This is a genomic window from Kushneria aurantia DSM 21353, assembly GCF_000382245.1.
GTDB lineage: Bacteria > Pseudomonadota > Gammaproteobacteria > Pseudomonadales > Halomonadaceae > Kushneria > Kushneria aurantia.
Map to the genome: position 1 here is coordinate 12,381 of NZ_KB907883.1, position 22,956 is coordinate 35,336.

General features: G+C 65.4%; 16 protein-coding genes. 12 read left to right on the forward strand and 4 right to left on the reverse strand.

Features of this window, described 5'->3' with window-relative positions:
- Positions 1-121: 121 nt before the first annotated feature.
- The gene (locus H146_RS0113875; protein ID WP_019952487.1) at positions 122-2,317 is read right to left on the reverse strand and encodes an OsmC domain/YcaO domain-containing protein; all 2,196 of its coding nucleotides are present in this window, start codon (positions 2,315-2,317) and stop codon (positions 122-124) included.
- Positions 2,318-2,533: 216 nt separating this feature from the next.
- Here H146_RS0113875 and H146_RS0113880 point away from each other — a divergent pair, with 216 nt between their 5' ends.
- Together H146_RS0113880 and H146_RS0113885 are read left to right on the forward strand one after the other, a co-directional pair.
- On the forward strand, positions 2,534-3,448 hold the full coding sequence (locus tag H146_RS0113880) for an MBL fold metallo-hydrolase (protein ID WP_019952488.1): 915 nt from the start codon (positions 2,534-2,536) through the stop codon (positions 3,446-3,448).
- 15 nt (positions 3,449-3,463) lie between these two features.
- Positions 3,464-4,699, forward strand: coding sequence for an NAD(P)/FAD-dependent oxidoreductase (locus H146_RS0113885; protein WP_019952489.1), 1,236 nt, complete (start codon positions 3,464-3,466; stop codon positions 4,697-4,699).
- Positions 4,700-4,728: 29 nt separating this feature from the next.
- Here H146_RS0113885 and H146_RS0113890 read toward each other — a convergent pair whose 3' ends face one another.
- The 3 genes from H146_RS0113890 to dsbD form a co-directional block, all read right to left on the reverse strand.
- On the reverse strand, positions 4,729-6,207 hold the full coding sequence (locus H146_RS0113890; protein ID WP_156826832.1) for a sensor domain-containing diguanylate cyclase: 1,479 nt from the start codon (positions 6,205-6,207) through the stop codon (positions 4,729-4,731).
- 43 nt (positions 6,208-6,250) lie between these two features.
- On the reverse strand, positions 6,251-7,462 hold the full coding sequence (locus H146_RS0113895; RefSeq protein WP_019952491.1) for a WD40 repeat domain-containing protein: 1,212 nt from the start codon (positions 7,460-7,462) through the stop codon (positions 6,251-6,253).
- Between the two features lie 71 nt (positions 7,463-7,533).
- Positions 7,534-9,456 carry a protein-disulfide reductase DsbD gene (gene dsbD / locus H146_RS0113900; protein WP_019952492.1) on the reverse strand — a complete coding sequence of 641 codons (1,923 nt, stop codon included), beginning with the start codon at positions 9,454-9,456 and terminating at the stop codon, positions 7,534-7,536.
- Between the two features lie 246 nt (positions 9,457-9,702).
- On the opposite strand from dsbD, the gene H146_RS0113910 reads away from it, so the two are divergent.
- From H146_RS0113910 to H146_RS0113955, 10 genes are all read left to right on the forward strand, one after another.
- Positions 9,703-11,856, forward strand: coding sequence for a TonB-dependent receptor plug domain-containing protein (locus H146_RS0113910; protein WP_019952493.1), 2,154 nt, complete (start codon positions 9,703-9,705; stop codon positions 11,854-11,856).
- Positions 11,857-11,891: 35 nt separating this feature from the next.
- Positions 11,892-12,917, forward strand: a complete 1,026-nt coding sequence (locus H146_RS0113915; protein WP_019952494.1) for an ABC transporter substrate-binding protein — start codon at positions 11,892-11,894, stop codon at positions 12,915-12,917.
- Positions 12,914-13,978 (forward strand): FecCD family ABC transporter permease, encoded by a 1,065-nt coding sequence (locus H146_RS0113920; protein ID WP_019952495.1) that lies wholly within the window; start codon positions 12,914-12,916, stop codon positions 13,976-13,978. The genes H146_RS0113915 and H146_RS0113920 overlap by 4 nt, the downstream gene beginning before the upstream one ends.
- Complete coding sequence (locus H146_RS0113925; RefSeq protein ID WP_019952496.1) at positions 13,975-14,739, forward strand: ABC transporter ATP-binding protein; 765 nt, start codon at positions 13,975-13,977, stop codon at positions 14,737-14,739. Before H146_RS0113920 ends, H146_RS0113925 begins: the two co-directional genes overlap by 4 nt.
- Before the next feature lie 132 nt (positions 14,740-14,871).
- The gene (locus H146_RS0113930) at positions 14,872-15,933 is read left to right on the forward strand and encodes a GlxA family transcriptional regulator (RefSeq protein WP_019952497.1); all 1,062 of its coding nucleotides are present in this window, start codon (positions 14,872-14,874) and stop codon (positions 15,931-15,933) included.
- Between the two features lie 178 nt (positions 15,934-16,111).
- Positions 16,112-17,413, forward strand: coding sequence for a serine hydroxymethyltransferase (glyA, locus tag H146_RS0113935; RefSeq protein ID WP_019952498.1), 1,302 nt, complete (start codon positions 16,112-16,114; stop codon positions 17,411-17,413).
- A 13-nt stretch (positions 17,414-17,426) separates the two neighbouring features.
- The gene (locus H146_RS0113940) at positions 17,427-18,677 is read left to right on the forward strand and encodes a sarcosine oxidase subunit beta family protein (RefSeq protein WP_019952499.1); all 1,251 of its coding nucleotides are present in this window, start codon (positions 17,427-17,429) and stop codon (positions 18,675-18,677) included.
- 173 nt (positions 18,678-18,850) lie between these two features.
- Positions 18,851-19,240 carry a sarcosine oxidase subunit delta gene (locus tag H146_RS0113945; protein WP_019952500.1) on the forward strand — a complete coding sequence of 130 codons (390 nt, stop codon included), beginning with the start codon at positions 18,851-18,853 and terminating at the stop codon, positions 19,238-19,240.
- Positions 19,237-22,290, forward strand: coding sequence for a sarcosine oxidase subunit alpha family protein (locus H146_RS0113950; RefSeq protein WP_019952501.1), 3,054 nt, complete (start codon positions 19,237-19,239; stop codon positions 22,288-22,290). Before H146_RS0113945 ends, H146_RS0113950 begins: the two co-directional genes overlap by 4 nt.
- Positions 22,283-22,942: a sarcosine oxidase subunit gamma gene (locus H146_RS0113955; RefSeq protein WP_019952502.1), complete on the forward strand. Its 660-nt coding sequence runs from the start codon at positions 22,283-22,285 to the stop codon at positions 22,940-22,942. The genes H146_RS0113950 and H146_RS0113955 overlap by 8 nt, the downstream gene beginning before the upstream one ends.
- Positions 22,943-22,956: the final 14 nt, after the last annotated feature.

Consider the following 22,956-nt stretch of genomic DNA (forward strand, 5'->3'; position numbering starts at 1 on the left):
GTGACAGCTCACTCCGCGCCTGCGCGTCTTCCTCGACTGGCTCTCCAGCTTGATGCTGGATAACCCGGGCCAGTGCCAGAATGCGCAGCAGTGATGCGCGGGCAACAGCGAGTTCAAGCCGTTACCGGCTCTGGCGCTTTGCATGACGCGCCCGCCATTGATGCAGCTTTTGGTAGCTCTCGATCAGCCGCTGATGCCGTTCGATGCCTTCCAGCGCCATGCTGGTGGGTGTCAGGCCGTGAAAGCGCACGTTGCCGTCGACCGAGCCGACTGCTGCCGCCGTCATCTCCTCGCCGTACATGCGTCGCAGGTTACGCAGGAAATCGTCCCGCACGAGGCTGTTGTCCAGTTCGATCTCCAGCAGGGCATGCACCGCGCGGTAGAAGAGTTCGCGAGCGACACTGTTGTCGTGGAACTGCAGAAACATCTCCACCCGATCCAGTGCGTCCTCCAGCTGGCCCAGCGCCAGCTGTATCAGCAGCTTGAGCTCCAGAAGGGTCAGCTCGGCCCAGACGCTGTTGTCGTCGAACTCGATGCCGATCAGGTTGAGGACTTTCATCTGCTCGTCGAGCTCGCTCTCCTCCAGCCGTTCGAGCAGGGCGCTCAGCTGGGCGTCGTCAAGGCGGTGCAGATCGAGAATATCCGCGCGGAAATCGAGCGCCATATTGGTGTTGTCCCACACCAGATCCTCGATCGGATAAACCTCGGAGTAGCCCGGCACCAGAATGCGACAGGCCGGCGCGCCCAGCTCCTCGTGTACCGCCACGTAGGCTTCCAGATTCATCGCTTGCAGAATGGCGAACAGGCGTTGCTGCTCCTCCTCGGTCGTAGCGGAGAAGTCCCAGTCGTAAAATTCGACGTCGGCGCGGTCGCTGAAAAAGCGCCACGACACCAGCCCGGAGGAGTCGATAAAGTGTTCGACGAAGTTGTTGGGCTCGGTCACCGCCTCGCTGCTGAAGGTGGGCTGGGGCAGGTCGTTGAGCCCCTCGAAGCTGCGCCCCTGCAGCAGCTCGGTGAGGCTGCGCTCCAGCGCCACGCCCATATTGGGATGGGCGCCAAAGGAGGCGAAGACGCCGCCGGTGCGCGGGTTCATCAGTGTGATACAGGCGACCGGAAAGCGCCCGCCGAGGGAGGCGTCGCGCACCAGCAGCGGGTAGCCCTGCGCCTCCAGCGCCTTTATCCCCTCGACCAAAGCGGGGTAGCGATCCAGCACCGCTGCGGGTACTTCGGGTAGCGCCAGCTCCTGTTCGATGATCTGTTTTTTCACCGCCCGTTCGAAAATCTCCGACAGGCACTGCACCTGCGCCTCGGCGACGCTGTTGCCGGCGCTCATGCCGTTGCTGAGGTAGAGGTTTTCGATCAGATTGGACGGAAACCACACCGTTTCGCCGTCGGAGTGGCGCACGAAGGGCAGGGCGACAATACCGCGGTCGCGGCGACCGGAGTTGGTGTCGATCAGGTGTGAACCGCGCAGTTCGCCGTCCGGGTCGAAGATCGCCCGGCAGTGATCGTCCAGTAGCCCCTCGGGCACGGCGTCGTCGGCGCCGGGCTTGAACCAGCGCTCATCGGGGTAGTGAACGAAGTCGCTGTTGGCGATCTCGCGGCCGAAGAACTGGTCGTTGTAGAAGAAGTTGCAGGAGAGACGCTCGATGAACTCGCCCAGCGCCGAACACAGCGCTGCTTCGCGGCTGGCGCCCTTGCCGTTGGTAAAGCACATTGGCGAGGCGGCATCGCGAATGTTGAGCGACCAGACGTTGGGCACGATGTTGCGCCACGAGGTCACCTCGATCTTCATCCCCAGCCGCTCGAGAATGGCGGTCATGTTGGCGACCGTCTGCTCCAGCGGCAGGTCCTTGCCTTCGATCCAGGTGGTGGCGTCCGCCACCGTGCTGGACATCAAAAGCGCTCCGGCATCCTCGTCGATGTGGTCGACTGCCTCGATCTGGAACGCCGGGTCGTTTTGTACCACGCGTTTGACGGTGCAGCGCTCGGCTGAGCGCAGAATGCCGGTGCGATCCCGGTCCGAAAGACCCTCCGGCAGCTCCACCTGGATTTTGAAGACCTGGTTGTAGCGGTTTTCCGGGTCGACGATGTTGTTTTGTGACAGGCGAATATTGTCGGTGGGAATATCCCGCGCGCTACAGTAGACGCGTATGAAATGTGCCGCGCAGAGCACCGAGGAGGCGAGGAAGTAGTCGAAGGGGCCGGGTGCCGAGCCGTCGCCCTTGTAGCGAATCGGCTGGTCGGTAATCACGCTGAAGTCGTCGAACTTCGCTTCCAGGCGCTGGTTTTCGAGAAAGTTGACCTTGATTTCCATAACGAAAGCCGGGTTGGTGAGTGTGGACGCCGCGGGCGAATGGCGCTCATTATGCGGATTTTGGCCGGCAACGTCCCGGTGGATGTCGAATCGATGGGGCGGCTTTCACGCCACGGTGCCCGTTGTCGCCACCGGCGCTCATACCAGGGATGGCGAGCTACCATTGCCGCCGCACCATCCGCTATCGTCTCAGCACCACCCGGCCGAGGAGCCCGCATGAACACCTTTACCCTGTCGAAGGGCCACCCGGATGTCGCCGGTTTTTTCGACCCGCGCACCTTCAGCGTGCAGTACGTGGTCAGCGACGGCGCCACGCGGCGCTGTGCCATCATCGATCCGGTACTCGACTACGACGAGAAATCCGGCGCTACCGCTACCCACCACGCCGATGAGCTGCTGGCCTATATCGAGCGCGAAGGGCTGACGCCGACGTGGATTCTCGATACCCATCCTCACGCCGATCATTTCTCAGCCGCCCGCTACCTGCATGAACAAACCGGCGCGCCCACCGCGATCGGTCGCTCCATAGTCGAGGTGCAAAAGCTCTGGAAGGAGCTCTATCACTGGCCCGAACTGGCCGTTGACGGCAGCCAGTGGCACCATCTGTTCGATGACGGCGAGCGCTTCGAGCTGGGCGAGATGGAGGTCAAGGTGATGCACTCGCCCGGCCATACGCTGGCCTCGGTCACCTACCTGATCGGTGATGCCGCCTTCGTTCATGACACGCTGTTTCAGCCTGATTTCGGCACCGCCCGCGCCGATTTCCCCGGTGGCAGCGCCCATCAGCTGTGGCACTCGATCCAGGCGATCCTGGCACTGCCGGACGACACTCGACTGTTCACCGGTCATGACTACATGCCCGACGGCCGCCAGCCGCAGTGGCAGAGCAGCGTCGCCGAGCAGCGCCGCGACAACAGGCATCGTCTCGGTGAGCTCAGCGAGGCGCAGTATGTCGAACTGCGCGAAGAGCGCGACCGCCAGCTGCCGATGCCGAAGCTGATTCTGCACGCTCTGCAGGTCAATATCATGGGCGGGCGTCTGCCGATGCCGGAGGCGAACGGCAAGCGCTATCTGAAAATTCCCCTCGACGCTCTGGAGGGCGCCCGCTGGTCAACAGGCGATGTTTCATAACAGGAGGAGCACACCATGCGTCATACCACACCAGCCCAACGCCACGACGTAGTGATCGTCGGTGGCGGTACCGGCGGTATCGCTACCGCCTCCAGTCTCAAAAAGCGCCAGCCTGAGCTGGATATCGCTGTCGTCGAGCCGCAGCAGGATCATTTCTATCAGCCCGGCTGGACGCTGGTCGGCGGCGGTGTGTTCAGCGCTGAACAGACGCGGCGCAGCATGGCATCGGTGATGCCGGGCTTTGTCGACTGGTATCAAAATCGTGTCGAAAGCCTCGACCCCGAGGCGCATCTCGTGGCGCTGGACGACGGCCGCTCGCTCGAATACCGCGCGCTGGTGATGGCGCCCGGGCTTGAATTGAACTGGCAGGCCATCGAAGGGTTGGAGCAGACGCTGGGTGACAACGGCGTGACCTCCAACTACCGCTTTGATCTGGCGCCCTACACCTGGCAACTGGTGCAGTCGCTACACAGGGGCCGTGCGCTTTTCAGCCAGCCGCCGATGCCGATCAAGTGCGCCGGTGCGCCGCAAAAGGCGATGTATCTCGCCTGCAGTGAGTGGGAGAAGCGGGACGCGCTGAAGGATATCGAAGTACAGTTTTGCAATGCCGGCAACGCCCTGTTCAGCGTGCCGGCCTATGTGCCGGCGCTGGAGCGCTATATCGAGCGCTACGGCATCGACAAGCAGTTTCAGCACAACCTGGTGGCGGTTGACGGCCCGGCGCAGAAGGCGCGTTTTCGCGTTGCCGGCGATGACGAGATCGAGATCGATTTCGACATGCTGCATGTGGTGCCGCCGCAGCGTGCCCCGGCGCTGGTGCGCGAATCGACGCTGGCCAATGACGCCGGCTGGCTCGATCTCGATCCCGAAACCCTGCAGCACAACCGCTTTGACGATGTCTTCGGGCTGGGCGACGCCAGCGCTACCGCCAACGCCAAGACCGCCGCGGCGATACGCAAGCAGGCACCGGTGGTGGCCGAAAACCTCGTGGCGCGACTCAATGACCGAGCGCTGAACGCCGCCTATCGCGGCTATGGTGCCTGCCCCCTGACGGTCGAGCGTGGCCGGGTGGTACTGGCCGAATTCGGCTACGGCGGCGAGCTGCAGCCCAGTTTTCCGCAGTGGCTCAATCGCGGTACCGCGCCCACGGCGCTTGCCTGGCATTTCAAGACCACGGCGCTGCCGATGGTGTACTGGCACATGCTGCTCAAGGGCCACGAGTGGCTGATCAGACCCGATTCGCGCCGCTGAAGCGCGGCGTCGGTTCCGCGCTGTCCCACTCACTGCCGGCGGGACTCTCCGGCGCTGAAGGGGGCAGACTGTCGCTCGGCGTCGTGGCGCTGTCGCTTGCTCTCCAGCAGCAGCGCATCGGCACGCTTGAAGGCCATCGTGATGTTTTCATGTTCTGCCACCGTGACCACGCCGAACGTCGCCGACAGGGACTGCTCGGTACCGGGAACGCAGGTAGCGGCAAGCAGCTCCTGAAGCCTCTCGATTCTGGTTTCGGCCGCTTCGGCGTTACCCAGCAGGAGAATGAATTCGTCGCCGCCGAAGCGGCCGAGCAGGTCGCCGTCATCGAGTGCCTTGCGCAGACGCTGGCATAGCTTCACCAGCGCCGCATCGCCGATGTCGTGACCATAGGTGTCATTGATCTGCTTGAAGTGATCCATGTCGGCCAGTACCAGTGACAGCGCTCGCCCCTGGTGCCGGGCAACAGTCAGCTGCTGTTCGGCGCGCTCGAAGAAATAGCGCTTGTTCAGGGTGCCGGTCAGGCCATCATGAAAGGCCAGCTCGGCGAGCTGGCGATTCTGCGCCATCAGCGCCGGTACAGTGAATCCGAAATAGCTGCTGGCGGCGATGACACAGATGGCGAACTGATAGGTCAGCGACTGCTCGACCAGCCCCAGCAGGGCCACCCAGAGGGCGGCTGCGGTACTGAAGAGGGCGAGACTCAGGGCACTGCGCAGGGCGCTTTCGGTGTAGATGATCCACATCTGGGGAATGATTAGAAAGAAAAGGGCGTAGGCCACTTCCTCGGTCCGGATGTGAGCGGCGACCAGCATGGTCAGGCTCAGCAGTGACAGCTGGATGGCGAGCTTGAGCACAAAGCGCCCGGGCGGCCCGTTCAAGAGGGTGAGGTCCATGCTGCCCAACCAGGGCTCGGGACGTGCATAGCGCCAGCTCAGAATACCCATGAACAGTGGTGTCAGTACGATAACGCCGGCCATGTCGCCGATCCACCAGGCCAGCCAGGACGCGCCGGCATCGCGGCTGTCGATAATGCCGGCACTCTCCAGCGCACCGGTTCCGGCCAGCGCTGCCCCGAGTGCCGAAAGGCAGCCCAGCAGCAGAAAGAGGGGAATAACGGCGAGTGCCGAGGCCATGATGCGCGTGTCGATCAGGCGTTTGAGCAGCCAGGCGCCCAGCCCATAGGCGCTGCAGTGTGCCACTGCAAACAGTGCTCCTGCGGTAAGCAGCTCTTGCCAGGGTGACCCGGTGTGATAGATATGGCCCATCCAGAAAGTGGCGCCGATAGCGCACAGCGCCAGCGCCGGCAGAGCGCGCCAGCCGAGCATCATCAGCGCGGCGAAAGTCAGGCCGGCAGGTGGGAACCACAGGCTGGCGTGGGGGGCATACTCCATCAGTGCGGAGAGGCGCCACAGCAGGAGCCAGACGAGCATCAGCAGCAGATAGTTCAGCCCGACAGCGCTGCTGCCCAGGGACCAGCGCCCCGACAGGTCGTTCAGCATTGATGGCATGGCTTACCATCACCTCTTGCAGGTCGGCTCGGGACCGATTGATTTATTCAAGTTGCCAATAGTATGCCGAACCATTGTCGCTGGCGCCAAAGGCGGCGGTGCCATTGGCATCGACCTGCATGGGCCAGTTCATCAGTGAGGTGGGATAGCACCATCGCAATGTGCCGTTGGCTCCCTCGAACAGGTAGAAATCGCCGGCGCTCTCCTGCCCATTGACAGCGGGTTGACCGTCGGTGGCACAGATATAACGCGCCTGACGATCCATGCCAATACCGGGATTGGGATCATGGTGAAGAAAATACTGCCATAGTGGCTGTGGCGCGCCGCCCTGAGGTGAGCAGGTCACAACGTAGAGCAGGCCATGGCCGTCATCGCTGCCGGTCAGATTGGCGCCACAGGCGAACTGAATATCAGCGTCATCACGTCTGGCCAGGGCGACACCATAGGCGACTGAAAGCGGCTGCCCGGGCGGTGTGAACGTCCACAGCGGTTTGCCGTCAGGCAGCGACGAGGCGGCATTGAAGGCCATCAGGCCGCCATCGTGGCGAGAAGCCGCCCACCACTGACCGTCGGCAAGCAGGTCGACATACATAATGGCGCAATCGACGCTGGTGCGCGCCTGCAGTTGTAACCGATCGCCGCTCAGATCGAAGACGGCGACATAGCCGCTGCTGTCGCTGCCGGCGTCGTTATGACGACTCGGGACGACGGTTTCGGTATCGACCGAGGCGCCTACCACCAGCCGCTGGCCATCGCCGCTGATCGCACAGCTGCGGCAGTATGCGCCGGGTAGCGAGGCCGTGGCGCACAGCCGGTAGTCGAGAGCGGGGCCGAGACGATAGGCGCTGATCGCAGCACCGCTTACCGCAACCAGCACCTCGCCGTCATCGCTCAGGGCGACCTGATTGACGCGTTCCGCGAAGGTCTGGTCGAGCAGCCGCCGACCGCTATCGGCGTCGTAGGCGCGTAGAAAACCCACCCGGCCGTTCTGTGTGCAGGTGCCGGCGGCTGCCGCATAGCGACCGTCGGCACTCATCGAGACCCAGAAGACGCCCTGGTAAGTGGTTTCACCCAGTGGGTCGCACCACAGTGACTGTCCGTTGCCGTTGTAGCCGTAGACGGCGAAGTCGCCGCTGGCGTATTCGCTCGATGTGCCCAGAACGCAACGCTGGCCATCGGCGCTAATGGCGGTAGAGTTGATCTGGTAGCCCGGATGCGGAGTGACACACCAGGTGGGGGTAGAGGGGATGCTCACGGGGGCTGCCTCGGTGATGTGCTACTGCTTTTTAACGGTAAAGCAGTGACAAACTTGAGGCAGGCGCACGCCTACCCCCCGATGGTATAACGCACCTTTTCAAGGTGCTCAAGAAAGGCCTTCGCGCTCAGCTCGCCGATAACACGCTGGTCGCGCCGCTCGACGCCATCGGCGCCGAACCACAGGAGCGTCGGTGGGCCGATCACGTTGAAGTGCTGCATGATGTTGCGGTCGGCAGTGCTGTAATCGGTCAAGTCGACACTCAAGCGCTGCACGTCGGCCAGCGCCCTTTTGACGTCGGGGGCGCTGAACACCTCATTTTCGATTACCCGGCAGGCGATACACCAGTCGGCGGTGAATTCCACCAGCGTGATCTGCCCCTTCTGCGCGGCATCGACAATTCTTGACTGCAGGGCGCCGAGGCTTTCCACCCGGTCGAACGCAACCGGCGCATCGTCACCGAACCGCGCTGTGGTTGTGCCGAGCGGCGCAGCCGTAAACACCGCCAGCGGCTGCAGCGGATCGCGGCTGCCACCGGCGCCGCCGGCCAGCATCAGCAGGCTCCAAACGCCGATAATGGCCGCCAGCGCCATGGCGATGTGCCTCGAAGCGCTACCGCGCCGCTGACGTGGCCACAGGGTGGTCGCAAGGGCGAGCCCCAGCGCGCCCCACAGCGCCAGCGCGACACTGGCCGGCACGACCCGAGCGACAAACCAGACCGCCATGCCCAGCAGTACGAAGCCGAACAGCACGCGAACGCGCACCATCCAGGCACCGGGGCGCGGCAGCAGATGGTTGCCCAGGGTGGCGATCAGCACCAGCGGGGCGCCCATGCCAAGGCCCAGCATCAAAAGCGCGGCGCCGCCCAGCCAGGGGTTACCGCTGTCGGCAATAAACAGCAGTGCCCCGGCCAGCGGTGCCGTCATGCAGGGGCCGACCAGCAGTGCCGAGAGGACCCCCATGGCGGCGGCACCTTTCAGGCGGCCGCCGCGCTGGCGCGACAGGCCGGCATCGAGGCGCTGGCGCAGGGCGCTCGGCAGCTGCAGTTCGAACAGACCGAACATGGCCAGTGACAGCAGCACGAACAGCGCCGCGAACGCCCCGATGAACCAGGCGTTCTGCAGCAGTAGGGTCAGATTGGCCCCCGCCAGCGCCGCTATCAGCCCCAGCAGCGCGTAGGTCACCGCCATTGGCAGTACGAAGGCGAGCGACAGCACCAGCCCCGCTGTGCGCCGCTGCTCGCCCTCGCGGCGCTGGCCGACGATCAGACTCGACAGGATCGGCACCATGGGCAGCACGCAGGGAGTGAAGGTGAGCAGCAGCCCCATGCCGAAAAACGCCGCCAGCGTCCACAGCCACGCGCTGCCGGCCAGCCGGGCGGCGAGGCGCTGATCCTCGGCAATGTCGGGACTCGCGGCGGCGCCCTGCGGCGCTGTGGCCTCGGTCGGCGCGCTGGCATCGAAGGCGTTCGTTGCATCAGACGCAGGAGAGGCGAGAGGAGAGGCCGCCGGCGCGGTGCTGTCGTCGAAGGGCGAACTGCTCGCGGTGAGGTTGTCGACATCGAAACTGCGCTGCTGCGGCGGATAGCACAGCCCGGCGTCGGCGCAGCCCTGCCAGTGCAGGGTTACCTGTGTGGCGCCATTCAGTGGGGCGCTCATGCTCAGGCCGAGGCGGTAGACCTCGGAACGGCCGAAGTACTCGTCCTCGATCGGCTCGCCGTCGGGCAGCTCGAGCGATAGCGCGCGCCCCTCGGCGTCGAGGGCGAAGGCGTGACGGTAGAGGTAGTAGCCGGGCGCGATGCGCCAGTCGATGACGAGGCTGTCGCCTACCACTTCGGGTCGGGGCTGAAAGGCCTGATCGGCGGGCAGTATCTGCGGCTGATCGTCGAAAAAGGAGGACTGCGCCAACGAGGTGACCGGCCACAGCGCCATCAGCGTCAGCAGCAGGGTCAGTATCCCGGTAAAAAGGCGCCATGAGTGTCGCGCGCGGCGCATGCTGTGGCTTCCCGTTCGAATAGTGCCCGGCCATTGTGCCTGAGTGCGACGAGCCGAGCATGAACACCTTTCGCCGTGCGCTTATTTGACTGCCTGATCGACACGCCGCTGGAGGCGCTCGAATGCGAAGCGATGGTCGACCCCTTCCCGCTCTGGTAGTGCACTTTTACACCGCAGTAACGATAGTGTTAGGGTGTAAATGTTATTTTATAACATACCAAAAATAGAGCATTCAGGGATAGTTCAATGTCTTCGGCATCACACAGCGCTTCACATGTAGTCTCCGGCGCGCTTTTTCTCACCCTGACGGCGGTGGGCGGCGAGGCCACCGCCGCGCAGCAGACCGCCACGGCGGCGAGCGATGAGTCGCTCTCTACCATCACCGTGACCGGTACGCCGCTGCCGGGCAGCCCGCTGTCGCAGGCCGCCGAGGTCGACGTGGTCGATTCCGACAGCATGGAGGCCGAGGGCGCCACCAACCTCGGCGAGGCGCTGGCGCCGCTGGCCGGCGTCGATTCGATCAGCACCGGCAACAGCGTCGGCAAGCCGGTGATCCGTGGCCTGTCGGGGGATCGCATCCGCATGCTCTCCGACGGCATGGGCGTTGACTCCCAACAGTACGGCGTGCGTCACATGCCCACCACCGATACCTTTCTGCTCGACCGCGTCGAAGTGGTGCGCGGCGCCTCCAGCGTGCTCTATGGCTCCAGCGCGCTGGGCGGGGCCGTCAATCTGCTGCCGCGGGAGATCGCCTGGGACAGCCCGGTCGAGGGTGAGGCGCTGACGCGCTACTCGAGCAACAACGGCCAATGGGACACTGGCGTCAAGGCGAGCGGCGGCGACGGTCGTTTTGGCTACGCCTTCGGCATCATTCGCCGCGATGCCGGCAATATCGAGACCCCCGACGAGACCACCTATTTTCCGCCGCCGCCCGCGCCGCAGCATCGCGACGCCCCGGCCTACAGCGGCGAGCTGGACTACACCGACTTCAATCAGGTCAATGGCGATCTCGCCTTCGGCTATCGCGATGACGAGGGCGGTGAGTGGACGGCGCGCTATGCGCGCTTCAACGATCAGCACAACTTCCTGCTGCCGCCGCCGGCCGGCCAACTGCCGCCGCCGGCAGGCGAGGAGGGGGTGGGCCAGTACATCGACAATCATCAGCTGGAACTGGCCGGCGACAAGCGTGTCGACGGCATCCGCTGGCAGCCCAAACTGATGTGGCAGAACAACCGGCGCCGCTCCAACGCCGCCGGACGGCCGCGCTCGGCGGGCTTCGATGACGCTATCGACGTCGAGTTCGATCAGTACACCGCGCGGCTGACCGGTCAGCACGGTCCGGTGGGTTTCACCGACGGCGGCACCCTGGGGGTGGAGTACAGCGACAAGGATCAGGTGTCGCGTGGCGGCACCCAGCTCTCGCCCGGCGGCACGGTGAGCAATTTCGCTACCTTCGCCTTCGAGGAACGTCGCTTCGGCGATCTGCTGCTGCAGACGGGGCTGCGCTATGACCACCACCGCATCGAGGGCGAGGCGTCGAAAACCGCCAACCCCTCGACCAGCGTGAGCAACGCCGAAAGTCACAGCTACGATGTCGTGACCGGCTCGCTGGGCGGTATCTACAGCTTCACCGATAACCTGTCGCTGGCCGGTAACGTCGGCCGCGGCTTCCGCGCGCCGGGGCTTTTCGAGCTGTATGTGGCCGGTCAGCACGGCGGGGTGGCGGCCTTTCAGCAGGGCAATCCGGACCTCGACCCGGAGACCTCGCTGAATACCGACCTGTCGCTGCGCTGGGCCTCCGACACGCTGCGCGCCAGTGCCACGCTCTATCGCAACGCCATCGACGACTACATCTATCCGCGCGATACCGGCACCAGCCGCGGCGGTCTGCCGGTGTTTGCCTACGATCAGACCGACGCCCTGCTGACCGGCGTCGAGCTGTCGGTGGAGAAGGATATCAACCGCTGGCTGACCCTGTCGGCCGCTGCCGAGACGGTCGACGGCGAACGCCGCGACAACGGCGACGAGCTGCCGCTGCTGCCGGCCGACAATCTGCGCCTCGGCGCGCGCGTCACCCCCGATGACCGTGGCGGCTGGCTGCGCGACCCCTACGCCTCGCTGACGCTGCGTCACTATGCGTCGAAGGACGCCGCGCCCGGCGAGCCCTTCAGCCAGTTCGACGGTGCTCCCTTCGGCAGCGCTTCTACCGACGGCTATACGCTGGTCGATATCGGCGCCGGTATCTCGCCGCGCTTCGGCAATCAGGTGGTGCACTTCGACCTGGCGGTTCACAACCTGCTCGACGAGACCTATCGCGGCTTTCTCGACACCTACAAGGGCTATGCGCTGTCGCCGGGGCGCGATATTCGGCTGACCGCACGGCTGCCCTTTGGCGGTTGAAGGTCGCGTTTTCGATCCAGCAGGGAGGCCCATTCATGCCCCTTTATCGCTATGCCCTCGCGGCACTGCTCGGCTTTGCCGTCAACAGTGCGGCGTCCGAGTCGCGTGAGGCGACCCACTACCCCTTGATGCTGGAAAATTGCGGCGTCGAGCTGAGCTTCGACGCCGCGCCGCAGCGTACCGTGAGCGTCGGCCAGGCGGCCACCGAGATACTCTATGCACTGGGCCTGGCGGACCGCGTGGTGGGCACCTCGGTGTGGTTCACGCCGGTACTGCCGCAGTTTCGCGAGGTCAATGCCGGCATCGAGCGCCTTGCCGACAACGACCCCAGTTTCGAGGCGGTGGTCAACCGGCGGCCCGACCTGGTGGCGGCCCAGTATGAGTGGCATATCGGCCCTGCCGGCAGCGTCGGCAGCCGCGAACAGTTCAGCGAGCTGGGCATCGCGACCTACATCATGCCCGCCGACTGCGATACCAAGGACAACAGCACCGGCGGCGATGGCACCCGCGTGGCGGCTTTCTCCATCGACTCGGTGTACAAGGGCATCGGCGAGCTGGCGGCCATCTTCGATGTCCAGCCCGCCGGTACGGCGCTGATAGAGGATTTGCAACAGCGCGAGGCGCGGGCGGTCGAGGCGGCCCGGAAACTCGATCTGCCGCAGGATTTGAGCGCCCTGTTCTGGTTTTCATCTCCCGACGAGGGGGCTGCACCCTATGTCGCCGGCCGGCTGGGGGCGCCGGGCTATATGATGCGCCAGCTCGGTATTCGCAATGTTATCGGCTCCAGCGAGGAGTGGCCGACCGTCGACTGGGAGACCATCGCTCGTGCCGACCCGGACATCATCGTGCTGGCGCGCATGGATCGGCGCCGCTATCCGATGGATGATATCGCCGGCAAGCGCGAATTTCTGCAAAGCGACCCGGTAGCCAGCCAGATGAGCGCCGTGCAGCAGAATCACATCGTCGAGATGGATGCCCATGCCATGAGTGCCACCATGCGCACGATCTTCGGCCTCGAAAGCCTGGTCGCGGCGCTCGAGTCGATGTCGTTCGACCCATGAGTGCTGTTACCGCGCTGCGCCTGCGACGCTATCGCGTCCCGGGCTGGTGGTGGACGGCGCCCGCGGTGCTGCTGGTGGCGCTGTTGGCCGGCGCCGCCATCGGTGAGACCGCCATCGCCCCCGATACCATCCTGAAGGTGATCGCCAATCGTCTGCTGGGCGCCGACTACGCCGTGGATCGCATTGAAGGCGGTATTATCTGGAGCTATCGGCTCAGTCGCGCCGTGGTTGCCGCCTGCTGCGGTGCCGGGCTGGCGCTCTCCGGGATGGTGCTGCAGGCGCTGCTGCGCAATCCGCTGGCCGACCCCTATCTGATGGGCATTTCCGCCGGCGCCTCGACCGGCGCCGTACTGGTGGCGGTCGCCGGCCTGGGGGGCGGTGTTATCAGCCTGTCGGCGGGGGCCATGATGGGGGCAATCGCCGCCTTTGCGCTGGTGGTGGCGCTGGCGCGTGCGGCGGTTAGCGGCGCGGGGGGCGGTGCCGGGCTGCCGGCGGCGGGGGCGATCATTCTCGCCGGTATCGCCGGGTCGAGCCTTTTCAATGCCCTGACCGCCTTTATCATCGCCCGCTCCGCCAGTGCCGAACAGGCGCGCGGCATCATGTTCTGGTTGATGGGCAATCTTTCCGGAGTGCGCTGGGGGGATGCCGGCCTGGCACTGCCTGCCGCCCTGGCGGCGGTGGCGATCTGCCTCTGGAACCGCCGCGCACTGGACGCCTTTGCCTTCGGGGCCGACAGCGCGGCCTCGATGGGCATCAATGTACGTCGCGTGCAGGGCGTGCTGATTGCGGCGGTCGCACTGGTGACTGCCGTGATGGTGTCGCGGGTCGGCGCCATTGGCTTCGTGGGGCTGGTGGTGCCCCACGCCATGCGGTTCATCGTGGGTAGCGGCCACACCCGGCTGGTACCGGCCACGGCACTGGCGGGCGCGGTGTTCATGATCGCCGCCGATGTGGTGTCACGTATTCTGGTCGCAGGGCAGGTACTGCCGATCGGCGTGATTACCGCTCTGATTGGGGCGCCGGCCTTTGCCCTGGTGCTGATTCGCGGCGGGCGGGTATGAGTCTGCGCGCCGAGAACCTCGGTTTTCAGATGGCGCGTCGCGCGCTGCTGGAGGCGGTCGATCTTGAGGTGATGCCTGCAGAGACGCTGGGGCTGGTCGGCCCCAACGGTTCGGGCAAGAGTACTCTGCTCCGCCTGCTGGCCGGGCTGTGGCGACCGACGTACGGGCGTGTATGGCTCGATGGGCGGGATATGCGAGGTATGCCGCGTCGCGAGATCGCCCGCACCATCGCCATGGTGGCGCAGCAGGCTGACACCGGCGAGCGGATCAGCGTGCGCCAGGCGGTCGCGCTGGGACGCACGCCCTTTCTGGGGCCGCTGCAAGACTGGTCGGCGCAGGATGATGCCATTGTCGCTGATGCGCTGGCGCGGGTCGGCATGACCGCGCTTGCCGAGCGCAGCTGGCACAGTCTCTCCGGTGGCGAACGCCAGCGTGCCCATATCGCCCGGGCACTGGCCCAGCAGCCGCGCATTCTGCTGCTCGATGAGCCCACCAATCACCTGGATATTCGTCACCAGCTGCGCATTCTGCAGTTGGTACGAGAACTGCCGATCACGGTGGTGATCGCGCTGCACGACCTCAATCAGGCGCTGAGCTGTGACCGCCTCGCCGTGATCGACGGCGGGCGGCTGATAGCGCTGGATACGCCTGAAAAAGTACTGAGCGTGGAGCAACTGCGCGACACTTTCGGCGTCCACGCCAGACTCCTGCGTGATCCGCAGGGCGGCGAGCCGGTGCTGCACTTTCGCCAGCTGCGGTGACTGACCGGCAAGGGCGTTGCGGTCGCCATATTGAATCGCCCGGCGCGGCAGGGGTTAAATAAGGCGTTCCAGAGCGTGCCGGTCGGCCATGCGCCTACCGGCACGCTTATTTTTCCCCTGCGGAGTTGCGCCTTGCCCGCCTCGACCGGCATTTCCACACCCGATAGCGCCACCTCCGGCACCCTGTCGGTCGGCTTCGTACTGCTGCCGCGCTTTACGCTGCTGCCCTTTGCCGCCTTCGTCGACTGCCTGCGCCTGGCCGGCGACGAAGGCGACATGAGCCGCCAGCTGCGCTGTCGCTGGCACTTCATGTCGGCCGACGGGGCGCCGGTGACCTCCAGCTGCGGCGCGGCGATCAGCCCCTGCATGCCCTACAGCGACCCGGCGCAGTTCGACTATCTGGTGGTGATTGCCGGCGTGCTGGAGGGAGAGGGCGGCGTCGATCGTCAGACCATCGACTATCTGGAGCGGGCGGCGGCCAGCGGCGTGCCGCTGGTGGGCATCTGCACCGGCGTGTTCGCCCTGCTGCAGGCCGGGCTGATGAACGGCCGGCGCTGCTGCGTCAGCTGGTATCACCATGACGATCTCAAGCGGCGCTTCCCCGAGGCGCTGTCGGTGCCGGATCAGCTCTACATCGACGACGGCGACCGCCTGACCTGCGCCGGTGGCATCGCCTCCGCCGATCTTGCCGCCTGGCTGATCGAGCGCCACCTGGGACGCACCTGGGCGCGCAAGAGCCTCTACATCATGCTGATCGACGAGGCGCGTCGGGGCAACGCGCCGCAGCCCCATCCGATGGTGTTGCAAAAGGTCGACAACCGCACGGTGCGGCGCGCCATCTCGGTACTCGAACAGCACCTGGGTGATATCGTCTCGATGGATGAACTGGCCGAACGCAGCGGCTGCTCGCGCCGCGCGCTGGAGCGTCATTTTCGTGAATCGCTGGGGGTCAGCCCGCAGAAGTTCGCCCGCGAACTGCGCCTGCGCTACGGGTTGTGGATGCTGAACTTCACCGCCCACAGCATTACCGAGATCGGCGAGCGCTGCGGTTTCGCCGACACCGCCCACTTCTCGCGCAGCTTCAAGGACACCTTCGGATTCACTCCTTCGGAGGTGCGGCGCAAGGAGGTCGGCGTGCAGGAGGCGCTGATCGACCCCTTCATCCTGCAGGTCGGCAAGGCGGATTCGCCGTAACCGGCGCTGCGCTTCCCGGCCTTCGAAACACACTCTTATCGTCACTTTTTTATTCAGAAACGACAGCGCAAACATCCTGTCGCATTTGTTCAATTTCCCTTCCCGGGGTCGCGGTAAAAAGAGTGTCACAAGCGCCGGCCAGTCCACTGTTTGCCGACCGACCTACAGGGAGCCCCCCATGTCCATGGAGCAGCTGCTTCAATCCGATCCGCGCGTGGCCAGCGCCATCGCCGACGAGATGACCCGTCAGGAAGCACATATCGAGCTGATCGCCTCGGAGAACTACGCCAGTCCCGCGGTGATGGCCGCCCAGGGGACGCACCTGACCAACAAGTACGCCGAGGGCTATCCCGGCAAGCGCTACTATGGCGGCTGTGAGCACGTCGACGTGGTCGAGGAGCTGGCCATTCGCCGCGCCTGCGATCTGTTCGGCGCCGACTACGCCAACGTGCAGCCCCACTCCGGCGCTCAGGCCAACGCGGCGGTGTTCATGGCGCTGGTCCAGCCCGGCGATACCGTGCTGGGCATGAGTCTCGCCCACGGCGGTCACCTGACCCACGGTGCGGCGCCCAACTTTTCCGGCAAGCACTACAACGCCGTACAGTACGGTCTCGATCCGGCTACCGGTGAGATCGACTACGACGAGGTGCGCCGACTGGCCCGGGAGCACCGGCCGAAGCTGATCATCGCCGGTTTCTCGGCCTACTCCCGCGTAATCGACTGGCGCCGTTTCCGCACTATCGCCGACGAGGTAGGCGCCTGGTTGCTGGTCGACATGGCGCATATCGCCGGGCTGGTGGCCGCCGGCCACTACCCCAGTCCGCTGCCCTGGGCGCACGTTGTCACCACCACCACCCACAAGACCCTGCGCGGCCCGCGTGGGGGCCTGATTCTCGCCGCAGGCGGCGACGAGTCGCTGTATAAAAAACTCAACGGCGCGGTGTTTCCGGGCCAGCAGGGCGGCCCGCTGATGCACGTTATCGCCGCCAAAGCGGTCGCCTTCAAGGAGGCGATGAACCAGGAGTTCGTGCGCTACCAGGAGCGCGTGATCGACAACGCCCGCGCCATGGCCGAGGTGTTCATCGAACGAGGCTATGAGGTGATCTCCGGCGGCACCGACAACCATCTTTTCCTGGTGTCGCTGATCTCCCGCGGGATTACCGGCAAGGACGCGGACGCTGCGCTGGGCCGCGCCCATATCACGGTCAACAAGAACGCCGTGCCCAACGACCCGCAGAGCCCCTTCGTTACTTCGGGGCTGCGTATCGGCACGCCGGCCATTACCACTCGCGGCTTCGACCGCAACGACTGCGAACAGCTCGCCGGCTGGATCTGCGATCTGCTCGATGCGCTGGCCGAGGGCGACAGCGCCGAGGCCGAAGCCGAGGTTCGCAGTCGCGTTACCGAGCTGTGCGCGCGCCATCCGGTCTATGCCGGCAGCGCCAGCAGCAGCGAAGTCGCTGAAACCGCCACCGCCTGACAGGAGCGCATTCATGGAACGTTATTCCGGATTCGGGTTGTTCAAGCACGCGCTGAGCCACCACGAAAACTGGCAGCGCCACTGGCGCAACCCCACGCCCAAAAAGCGCTACGACGTCATTATCGTCGGCGGCGGCGGCCACGGCCTGGCCACCGCCTGGTATCTGGCCAAAGAGTTCGGCATCACCAATGTCGCGGTGATCGAGAAGGGCTGGCTGGGCGGTGGCAACACCGCTCGCAACACCACCATCGTGCGCTCCAACTATCTGTGGGACGAGGCGGCGCAGCTCTACAACCACTCGCTGGATCTGTGGAAGGGGCTGTCGCAGGATCTCAACTACAACGTCATGTTCTCGCAGCGCGGCGTGCTCAATCTCGCCCACACCCTGCAGGACATGCGTGACGTGCAGCGCCGGGTCAACGCCAACCGCCTCAACGGTATCGACAGCGAGGTGGTCACCCCCGAGCGGATCAAGGAGATCGAGCCGGCGCTGGATACCTCGAAGCGCGCGCGCTATCCGATCATGGGCGCCTCCTGGCAGCAAAGCGCCGGTGTGGCCCGCCACGACGCGGTCGCCTGGGGCTTCGCCCGCGGCGCCGACTCGCTGGGCGTCGACCTTTTGCAGAACACCGAGGTGACCGGTTTTCGGATTCGCGACGGCAAGGTGCTGGGCGTGCACACCAACCGCGGCGATATCGAGGCCAACACCGTGGGCTGCGTGGCCGCCGGCAACTCCGGCGTGCTGGCCAACATGGCCGGTCTCAAGCTGCCGCTGGAGTCGCATCCGCTGCAGGCGCTGGTCTCCGAGCCGCTCAAGCCGATTCTCAACACCGTCACCATGTCGAACCATGTGCACGGTTACTGCAGCCAGTCCGACAAGGGCGATCTGGTCATCGGTGCCGGCATCGACGGCTACCTGGGCTACGGTCAGCGCGGCAGCTTCCCCACCGTCGAGCACACCCTGCAGGCGATCGTCGAGATGTTCCCGATGTTCTCGCGGGTGCGCATGAACCGTCAGTGGGGTGGCATCGTCGACACCTGCCCGGATGCCTGCCCGATCCTGTCGAAGACGAAGGTCAAGGGGCTCTACTTCAACTGCGGTTGGGGCACCGGCGGCTTCAAGGCCACGCCCGGTTCGGGGCATGTGTTCGCCGCCAGCCTGGCAAAGGGCGAGATGCACCCCATCGCCGCGCCCTTCTCGATCGACCGTTTCAATACCGGCGCATTGATCGACGAGCACGGTGCCGCCGGCGTCGCACACTGAGCGCATATTGCACAACGACATTATCGCCCGAGCGCCGGGGCTGGGTTGAAGCAAGGGTCTTTCGACAGGGAAGTCGAAAGCAGCGCCCATGGAGGGGGTCATAGCGCCCTTGCGCAAACCCGCATCCGGCGACGGCGGGATAAGTTCCGAGGCTCGGCCCAAGGAGAGAGCTCATGTTTTATATCTTCTGCCCCTACTGCGACGAAAGACGCGAGGAGGAGGAGTTTCACCCCAGTGGTCAGGCGCACATCACGCGGCCGGCCGACCCCGAGAACTGCAGTGACGAGGAGTGGGGTGACTACCTGTTTTTCCGCGACAACCCGCGCGGCATTCACCACGAGCTGTGGGTGCACCGGCTGGGCTGCCGCAAGTTTTTCAACATTACCCGCGACACCACGACCTACGAGATTCTTGAGACCTACCCCATGGGTGAGCGCCCGACGGTAACCGCCGAGCGCGCCGGCGTACGCCAGGAGCAGGGCGTGCAGACTGCCGATGGCGGTTGGCAGACCGTAGGGGCGCGGCCCGAGAACAGCAAGCTCAACGAGGAGACGCCGTCATGAGCCAGCACAACCGTCTCAATCAGGGCGGGCGCATCGACCGCTCGCGGTCGCTGTCGTTTACCTTCAACGGTCAGCGCTATCAGGGCTTCGCCGGCGATACGCTGGCCTCGGCGCTGCTGGCCAACGGCGTCGATATCGTCAACCGCAGCTTCAAGTACTCGCGGCCGCGCGGCATTATCGCCGCCGGCGCCGATGAACCCAGTGCGATCATGCAGCTGGGCGCCAGCGAGGCGGCCCAGGTGCCCAACGTGCGCGCCACCCAGCAGGCGCTCTACGACGGTCTGGTGGCGCGCAGCACCAACGGCTGGCCCAGCGTGCAGCGCGACGTGATGAGCTGGGTCGGGCGTCTGGGCGGCCATCTGATGCCGCCGGGCTTCTACTACAAGACCTTCATGGCTCCCGCCTCGATGTGGATGACCTATGAAAAGTGGATCCGCAAGGGCGCCGGCCTGGGCCGCTCCCCCGCAGCGTCCGACCCGGATATCTACGACCACCTCAATCAGCACTGCGACGTGCTGGTGATCGGCGCCGGTCCGGCCGGGCTCGGCGCGGCGCTCTCCGCGGCCCGTGCCGGGGCCCGCGTGATCCTGTGCGACGAGCAGGAGGAGATGGGCGGTTCGCTGCTGGACAGCCGTGAGTCACTGGACGATGCCCCCGCCGCCGACTGGGTGGCGAAGGCCGTCGCCGAGCTGGACGCGATGGAGAGCGTGACCCTGCTGCCGCGCACTACCGCCAACGGCTATCACGACCACAACTTCGTGACTCTGCACGAGCGGCGCACCGAGCACCTCGCCGACACCGCCGCCGGCGCCGGCCGCGAAGGGGAGGTGCGCTCGCGCCTGCACCGGGTCCGCGCCGAGCAGGTGGTGCTGGCCAGCGGTGCCCACGAGCGGCCGCTGGTCTACGCCAACAACGACGTGCCCGGCAACATGGTCGCCGGCGCGGTGTCGACCTATATCCGCCGCTACGGCGTGGTGCCCGGCCAGAAGCTGGTACTGACCACCAACAACGACCACGCCTACCGCGCCGCGCTGGACTGGCAGGAGGCCGGCCGCGATGTGGTCGCGGTGGTTGACTCGCGCGCCAACCCCGACGGCGAGCTGGTTCAGCAGGCTCGCGACAGCGGCATTCGCGTGATCACCGGCAGCGCCGTGATGGAAGGCAAGGGCAACCAGCGCGTCAGCGGCGCGCGGGTGGTGGCGATCGATACCCCCCGTTTCGTGGTGACCGGCAGCATCGAGGAGCTCGACTGCGACACCATCGCCAGCTCCGGTGGCTACAGCCCGGTGGTGCACCTGGCTTCGCACACCGGCAAGCGTCCGCAGTGGCGCGACGACCTGCTCGGCTTCGTGCCCGGCGAGGTCAAGGGCATGCACTACGCCGGCGGCGTTCAGGGCATCTACGCGCTGGACGAGAGTCTTGCCGACGGCGCTCGCGCCGGCGCCGAGGCGGCTCGCGCCGGCGGTTTCGAAGCAGCCGGGGCGATGACCCTGCCCGCCGCCGCGTCGCGCCGCGAGAGCGCTACCGAAGCGCTCTATCAGGTGCCGCACGAGAAGACCTCGCTGCGCGCGCCCAAACAGTTCGTCGATTTCCAGAACGACGTCACCGCGGCAGCGATCGAGCTGGCTACCCGCGAGGGCTTCGAGTCGATCGAGCACGTCAAGCGCTACACCGCGCTGGGCTTCGGTACCGATCAGGGCAAGCTCGGCAACATCAACGGCATGGCGATCGCCGCGCGCTGCCTGCATCGCTCGATTCCCGAGGTCGGCACCACGGTTTTTCGTCCCAACTACACGCCGGTCACTTTCGGCGCCATCGTCGGCCGCCACTGCCGCGAGCTGTTCGACCCCGAACGCTACACCGCGCTGCACCAGTGGCATGTCGAGAACGGCGCCGAGTTCGAGGATGTCGGCCAGTGGAAACGCCCCTGGTATTTTCCACAAAAACGCCGCGCCGACGGTCAAGAGCGTCTGGAGACGATGCATGAGGCAGTGGCGCGCGAGTGCCTGGCCGTGCGCCAGGGGGTGGGGATTCTCGACGCCTCGACGCTGGGCAAGATCGATATCCAGGGGCCGGATGCCCGCGAGTTCCTTGGCCGTGTCTACACCAACAAGTGGGCCAAACTGGCGCCCGGGCGTGTGCGCTACGGTGTGATGTGCAAGGACGACGGCATGGTGATGGATGACGGCACCACCAGCTGTCTGGGCGACAACCACTTCCTGATGACCACCACCACCGGCGGCGCCGCCAGCGTGCTGGAGTGGCTGGAGCTGTGGCATCAGACCGAGTGGCCGGAGTTGCAGGTCTACTTCAACTCGGTGACCGACCACTGGGCGACCATCACCGTGACCGGCCCGGAGGCGCGCAAGCTGTTCTCCGAAGTGACCGACATTGACCTGGACCGCGAGCAGTTCAAGTTCATGGACTGGCGCGAAGGCAGGGTAGCCGGGGTACCGGCGCGGGTGTTCCGTATCTCCTTCACCGGCGAACTGGCGTTCGAGATCAACGTTCAGGCCAACTACGCCCTGCACGTCTGGAAGACGCTGTTCGCGCACGGTGAAAAGTACGACCTGACCCCCTACGGCACCGAGACCATGCACGTGCTGCGCGCCGAGAAGGGGCTGATCATTGCCGGCCAGGACACCGACGGTTCGGTGACGCCCGAGGATCTTGGCATGCACTGGGCGGTGGGCTATGACAAGCCCTTCGCGTGGATCGGCAAGCGCGCCCTGAATCGTCCCGACACCGCCCGTGAGGACCGCAAGCAGCTGGTGGGGCTCAAACCGAAGGACCCGAAGGTGGTACTGGAGGAGGGCGCCCAGATCGTACTCGACCCCGATCAGGCGATTCCCATGACCATGATGGGCCATGTGACGTCGAGCTACTACAGTCCGGTGCTGGAGAGCGGCTTCGCGCTGGCGGTACTCAAGGGCGGTCGCAAGCGCATGGGCGAGACGGTCTATCTGCCCATGTCCAACGGCACGACCCACGAGGCCGAGGTCGTCAGCACCATTTTCGTTGACCCCAAGGGAGAGCGCCAGAATGTCTGAAGCCCGTTCTGAAAACAGTGCCAGCAATGTCGCCGTGTTCGACACTCATCCGAGCGATGCGATCGACGCCGAGTCGCCGCTGCACTGGAGTCGGCAGCGCGGCGTCATCGACGCCGCCGCCGGCGAGGGGCAGGTGACGGTGGTCGAACGCCCCTTCCTCGGTCATCTGATTCTGCGCGGCGGCGCTATCGTGCTGGATGAGGCGGTGCGCGAGACGCTGGGCGTGAGCCTGCCGGGCCAGCCGCTGGGCCTCAACCACGACGCCGACGGCAGCCGCTCGGTGCAGTGGCTGTCCCCCGATGAGTGGCTGGTGATCGTGCCCGCCGGCGAGGAGTTCGAGCTGGAGAACCGGCTGCGGGCGCAGCTTGGCGACGCCCACTTCGCCATCGTCAACGCAAGCGGCGGGCAGACGCTGCTGGAACTCTCCGGCGAGCACGCCCGCGAGGTACTGATGAAGTCGGTCACCTACGATGTGCACAGCCACGGACTGCCGGTGGGCAAGGGGGTCGGCACCGTCTTCGCCAAGACCAGTGTCAACCTGCGCCGGCCGCGTGAAGATCGTTTCGAACTGGTAGTACGGCGCAGTTTCGCCGACTACTGCGTGCGCTGGCTGTTGGACGCCGGTCGCGAGTACGGCCTGAGCGTCGAATGACTTTCACCATGACG

What these genes read in the sequence shown, in the direction of transcription:
- H146_RS0113875 (WP_019952487.1), bottom strand. Translation starts at nt 2,317, where the DNA reads ATGGAAATCAAGGTCAACTTTCTCGAAAACCAGCGCCTGGAAGCGAAG.
- H146_RS0113880 (WP_019952488.1), top strand. Translation starts at nt 2,534, where the DNA reads ATGAACACCTTTACCCTGTCGAAGGGCCACCCGGATGTCGCCGGTTTT.
- H146_RS0113885 (WP_019952489.1), top strand. Translation starts at nt 3,464, where the DNA reads ATGCGTCATACCACACCAGCCCAACGCCACGACGTAGTGATCGTCGGT.
- H146_RS0113890 (WP_156826832.1), bottom strand. Translation starts at nt 6,207, where the DNA reads ATGCCATCAATGCTGAACGACCTGTCGGGGCGCTGGTCCCTGGGCAGC.
- dsbD (WP_019952492.1), bottom strand. Translation starts at nt 9,456, where the DNA reads ATGCGCCGCGCGCGACACTCATGGCGCCTTTTTACCGGGATACTGACC.
- H146_RS0113910 (WP_019952493.1), top strand. Translation starts at nt 9,703, where the DNA reads ATGTCTTCGGCATCACACAGCGCTTCACATGTAGTCTCCGGCGCGCTT.
- H146_RS0113915 (WP_019952494.1), top strand. Translation starts at nt 11,892, where the DNA reads ATGCCCCTTTATCGCTATGCCCTCGCGGCACTGCTCGGCTTTGCCGTC.
- H146_RS0113920 (WP_019952495.1), top strand. Translation starts at nt 12,914, where the DNA reads ATGAGTGCTGTTACCGCGCTGCGCCTGCGACGCTATCGCGTCCCGGGC.
- H146_RS0113925 (WP_019952496.1), top strand. Translation starts at nt 13,975, where the DNA reads ATGAGTCTGCGCGCCGAGAACCTCGGTTTTCAGATGGCGCGTCGCGCG.
- glyA (WP_019952498.1), top strand. Translation starts at nt 16,112, where the DNA reads ATGTCCATGGAGCAGCTGCTTCAATCCGATCCGCGCGTGGCCAGCGCC.
- H146_RS0113940 (WP_019952499.1), top strand. Translation starts at nt 17,427, where the DNA reads ATGGAACGTTATTCCGGATTCGGGTTGTTCAAGCACGCGCTGAGCCAC.
- H146_RS0113945 (WP_019952500.1), top strand. Translation starts at nt 18,851, where the DNA reads ATGTTTTATATCTTCTGCCCCTACTGCGACGAAAGACGCGAGGAGGAG.
- H146_RS0113950 (WP_019952501.1), top strand. Translation starts at nt 19,237, where the DNA reads ATGAGCCAGCACAACCGTCTCAATCAGGGCGGGCGCATCGACCGCTCG.
- H146_RS0113955 (WP_019952502.1), top strand. Translation starts at nt 22,283, where the DNA reads ATGTCTGAAGCCCGTTCTGAAAACAGTGCCAGCAATGTCGCCGTGTTC.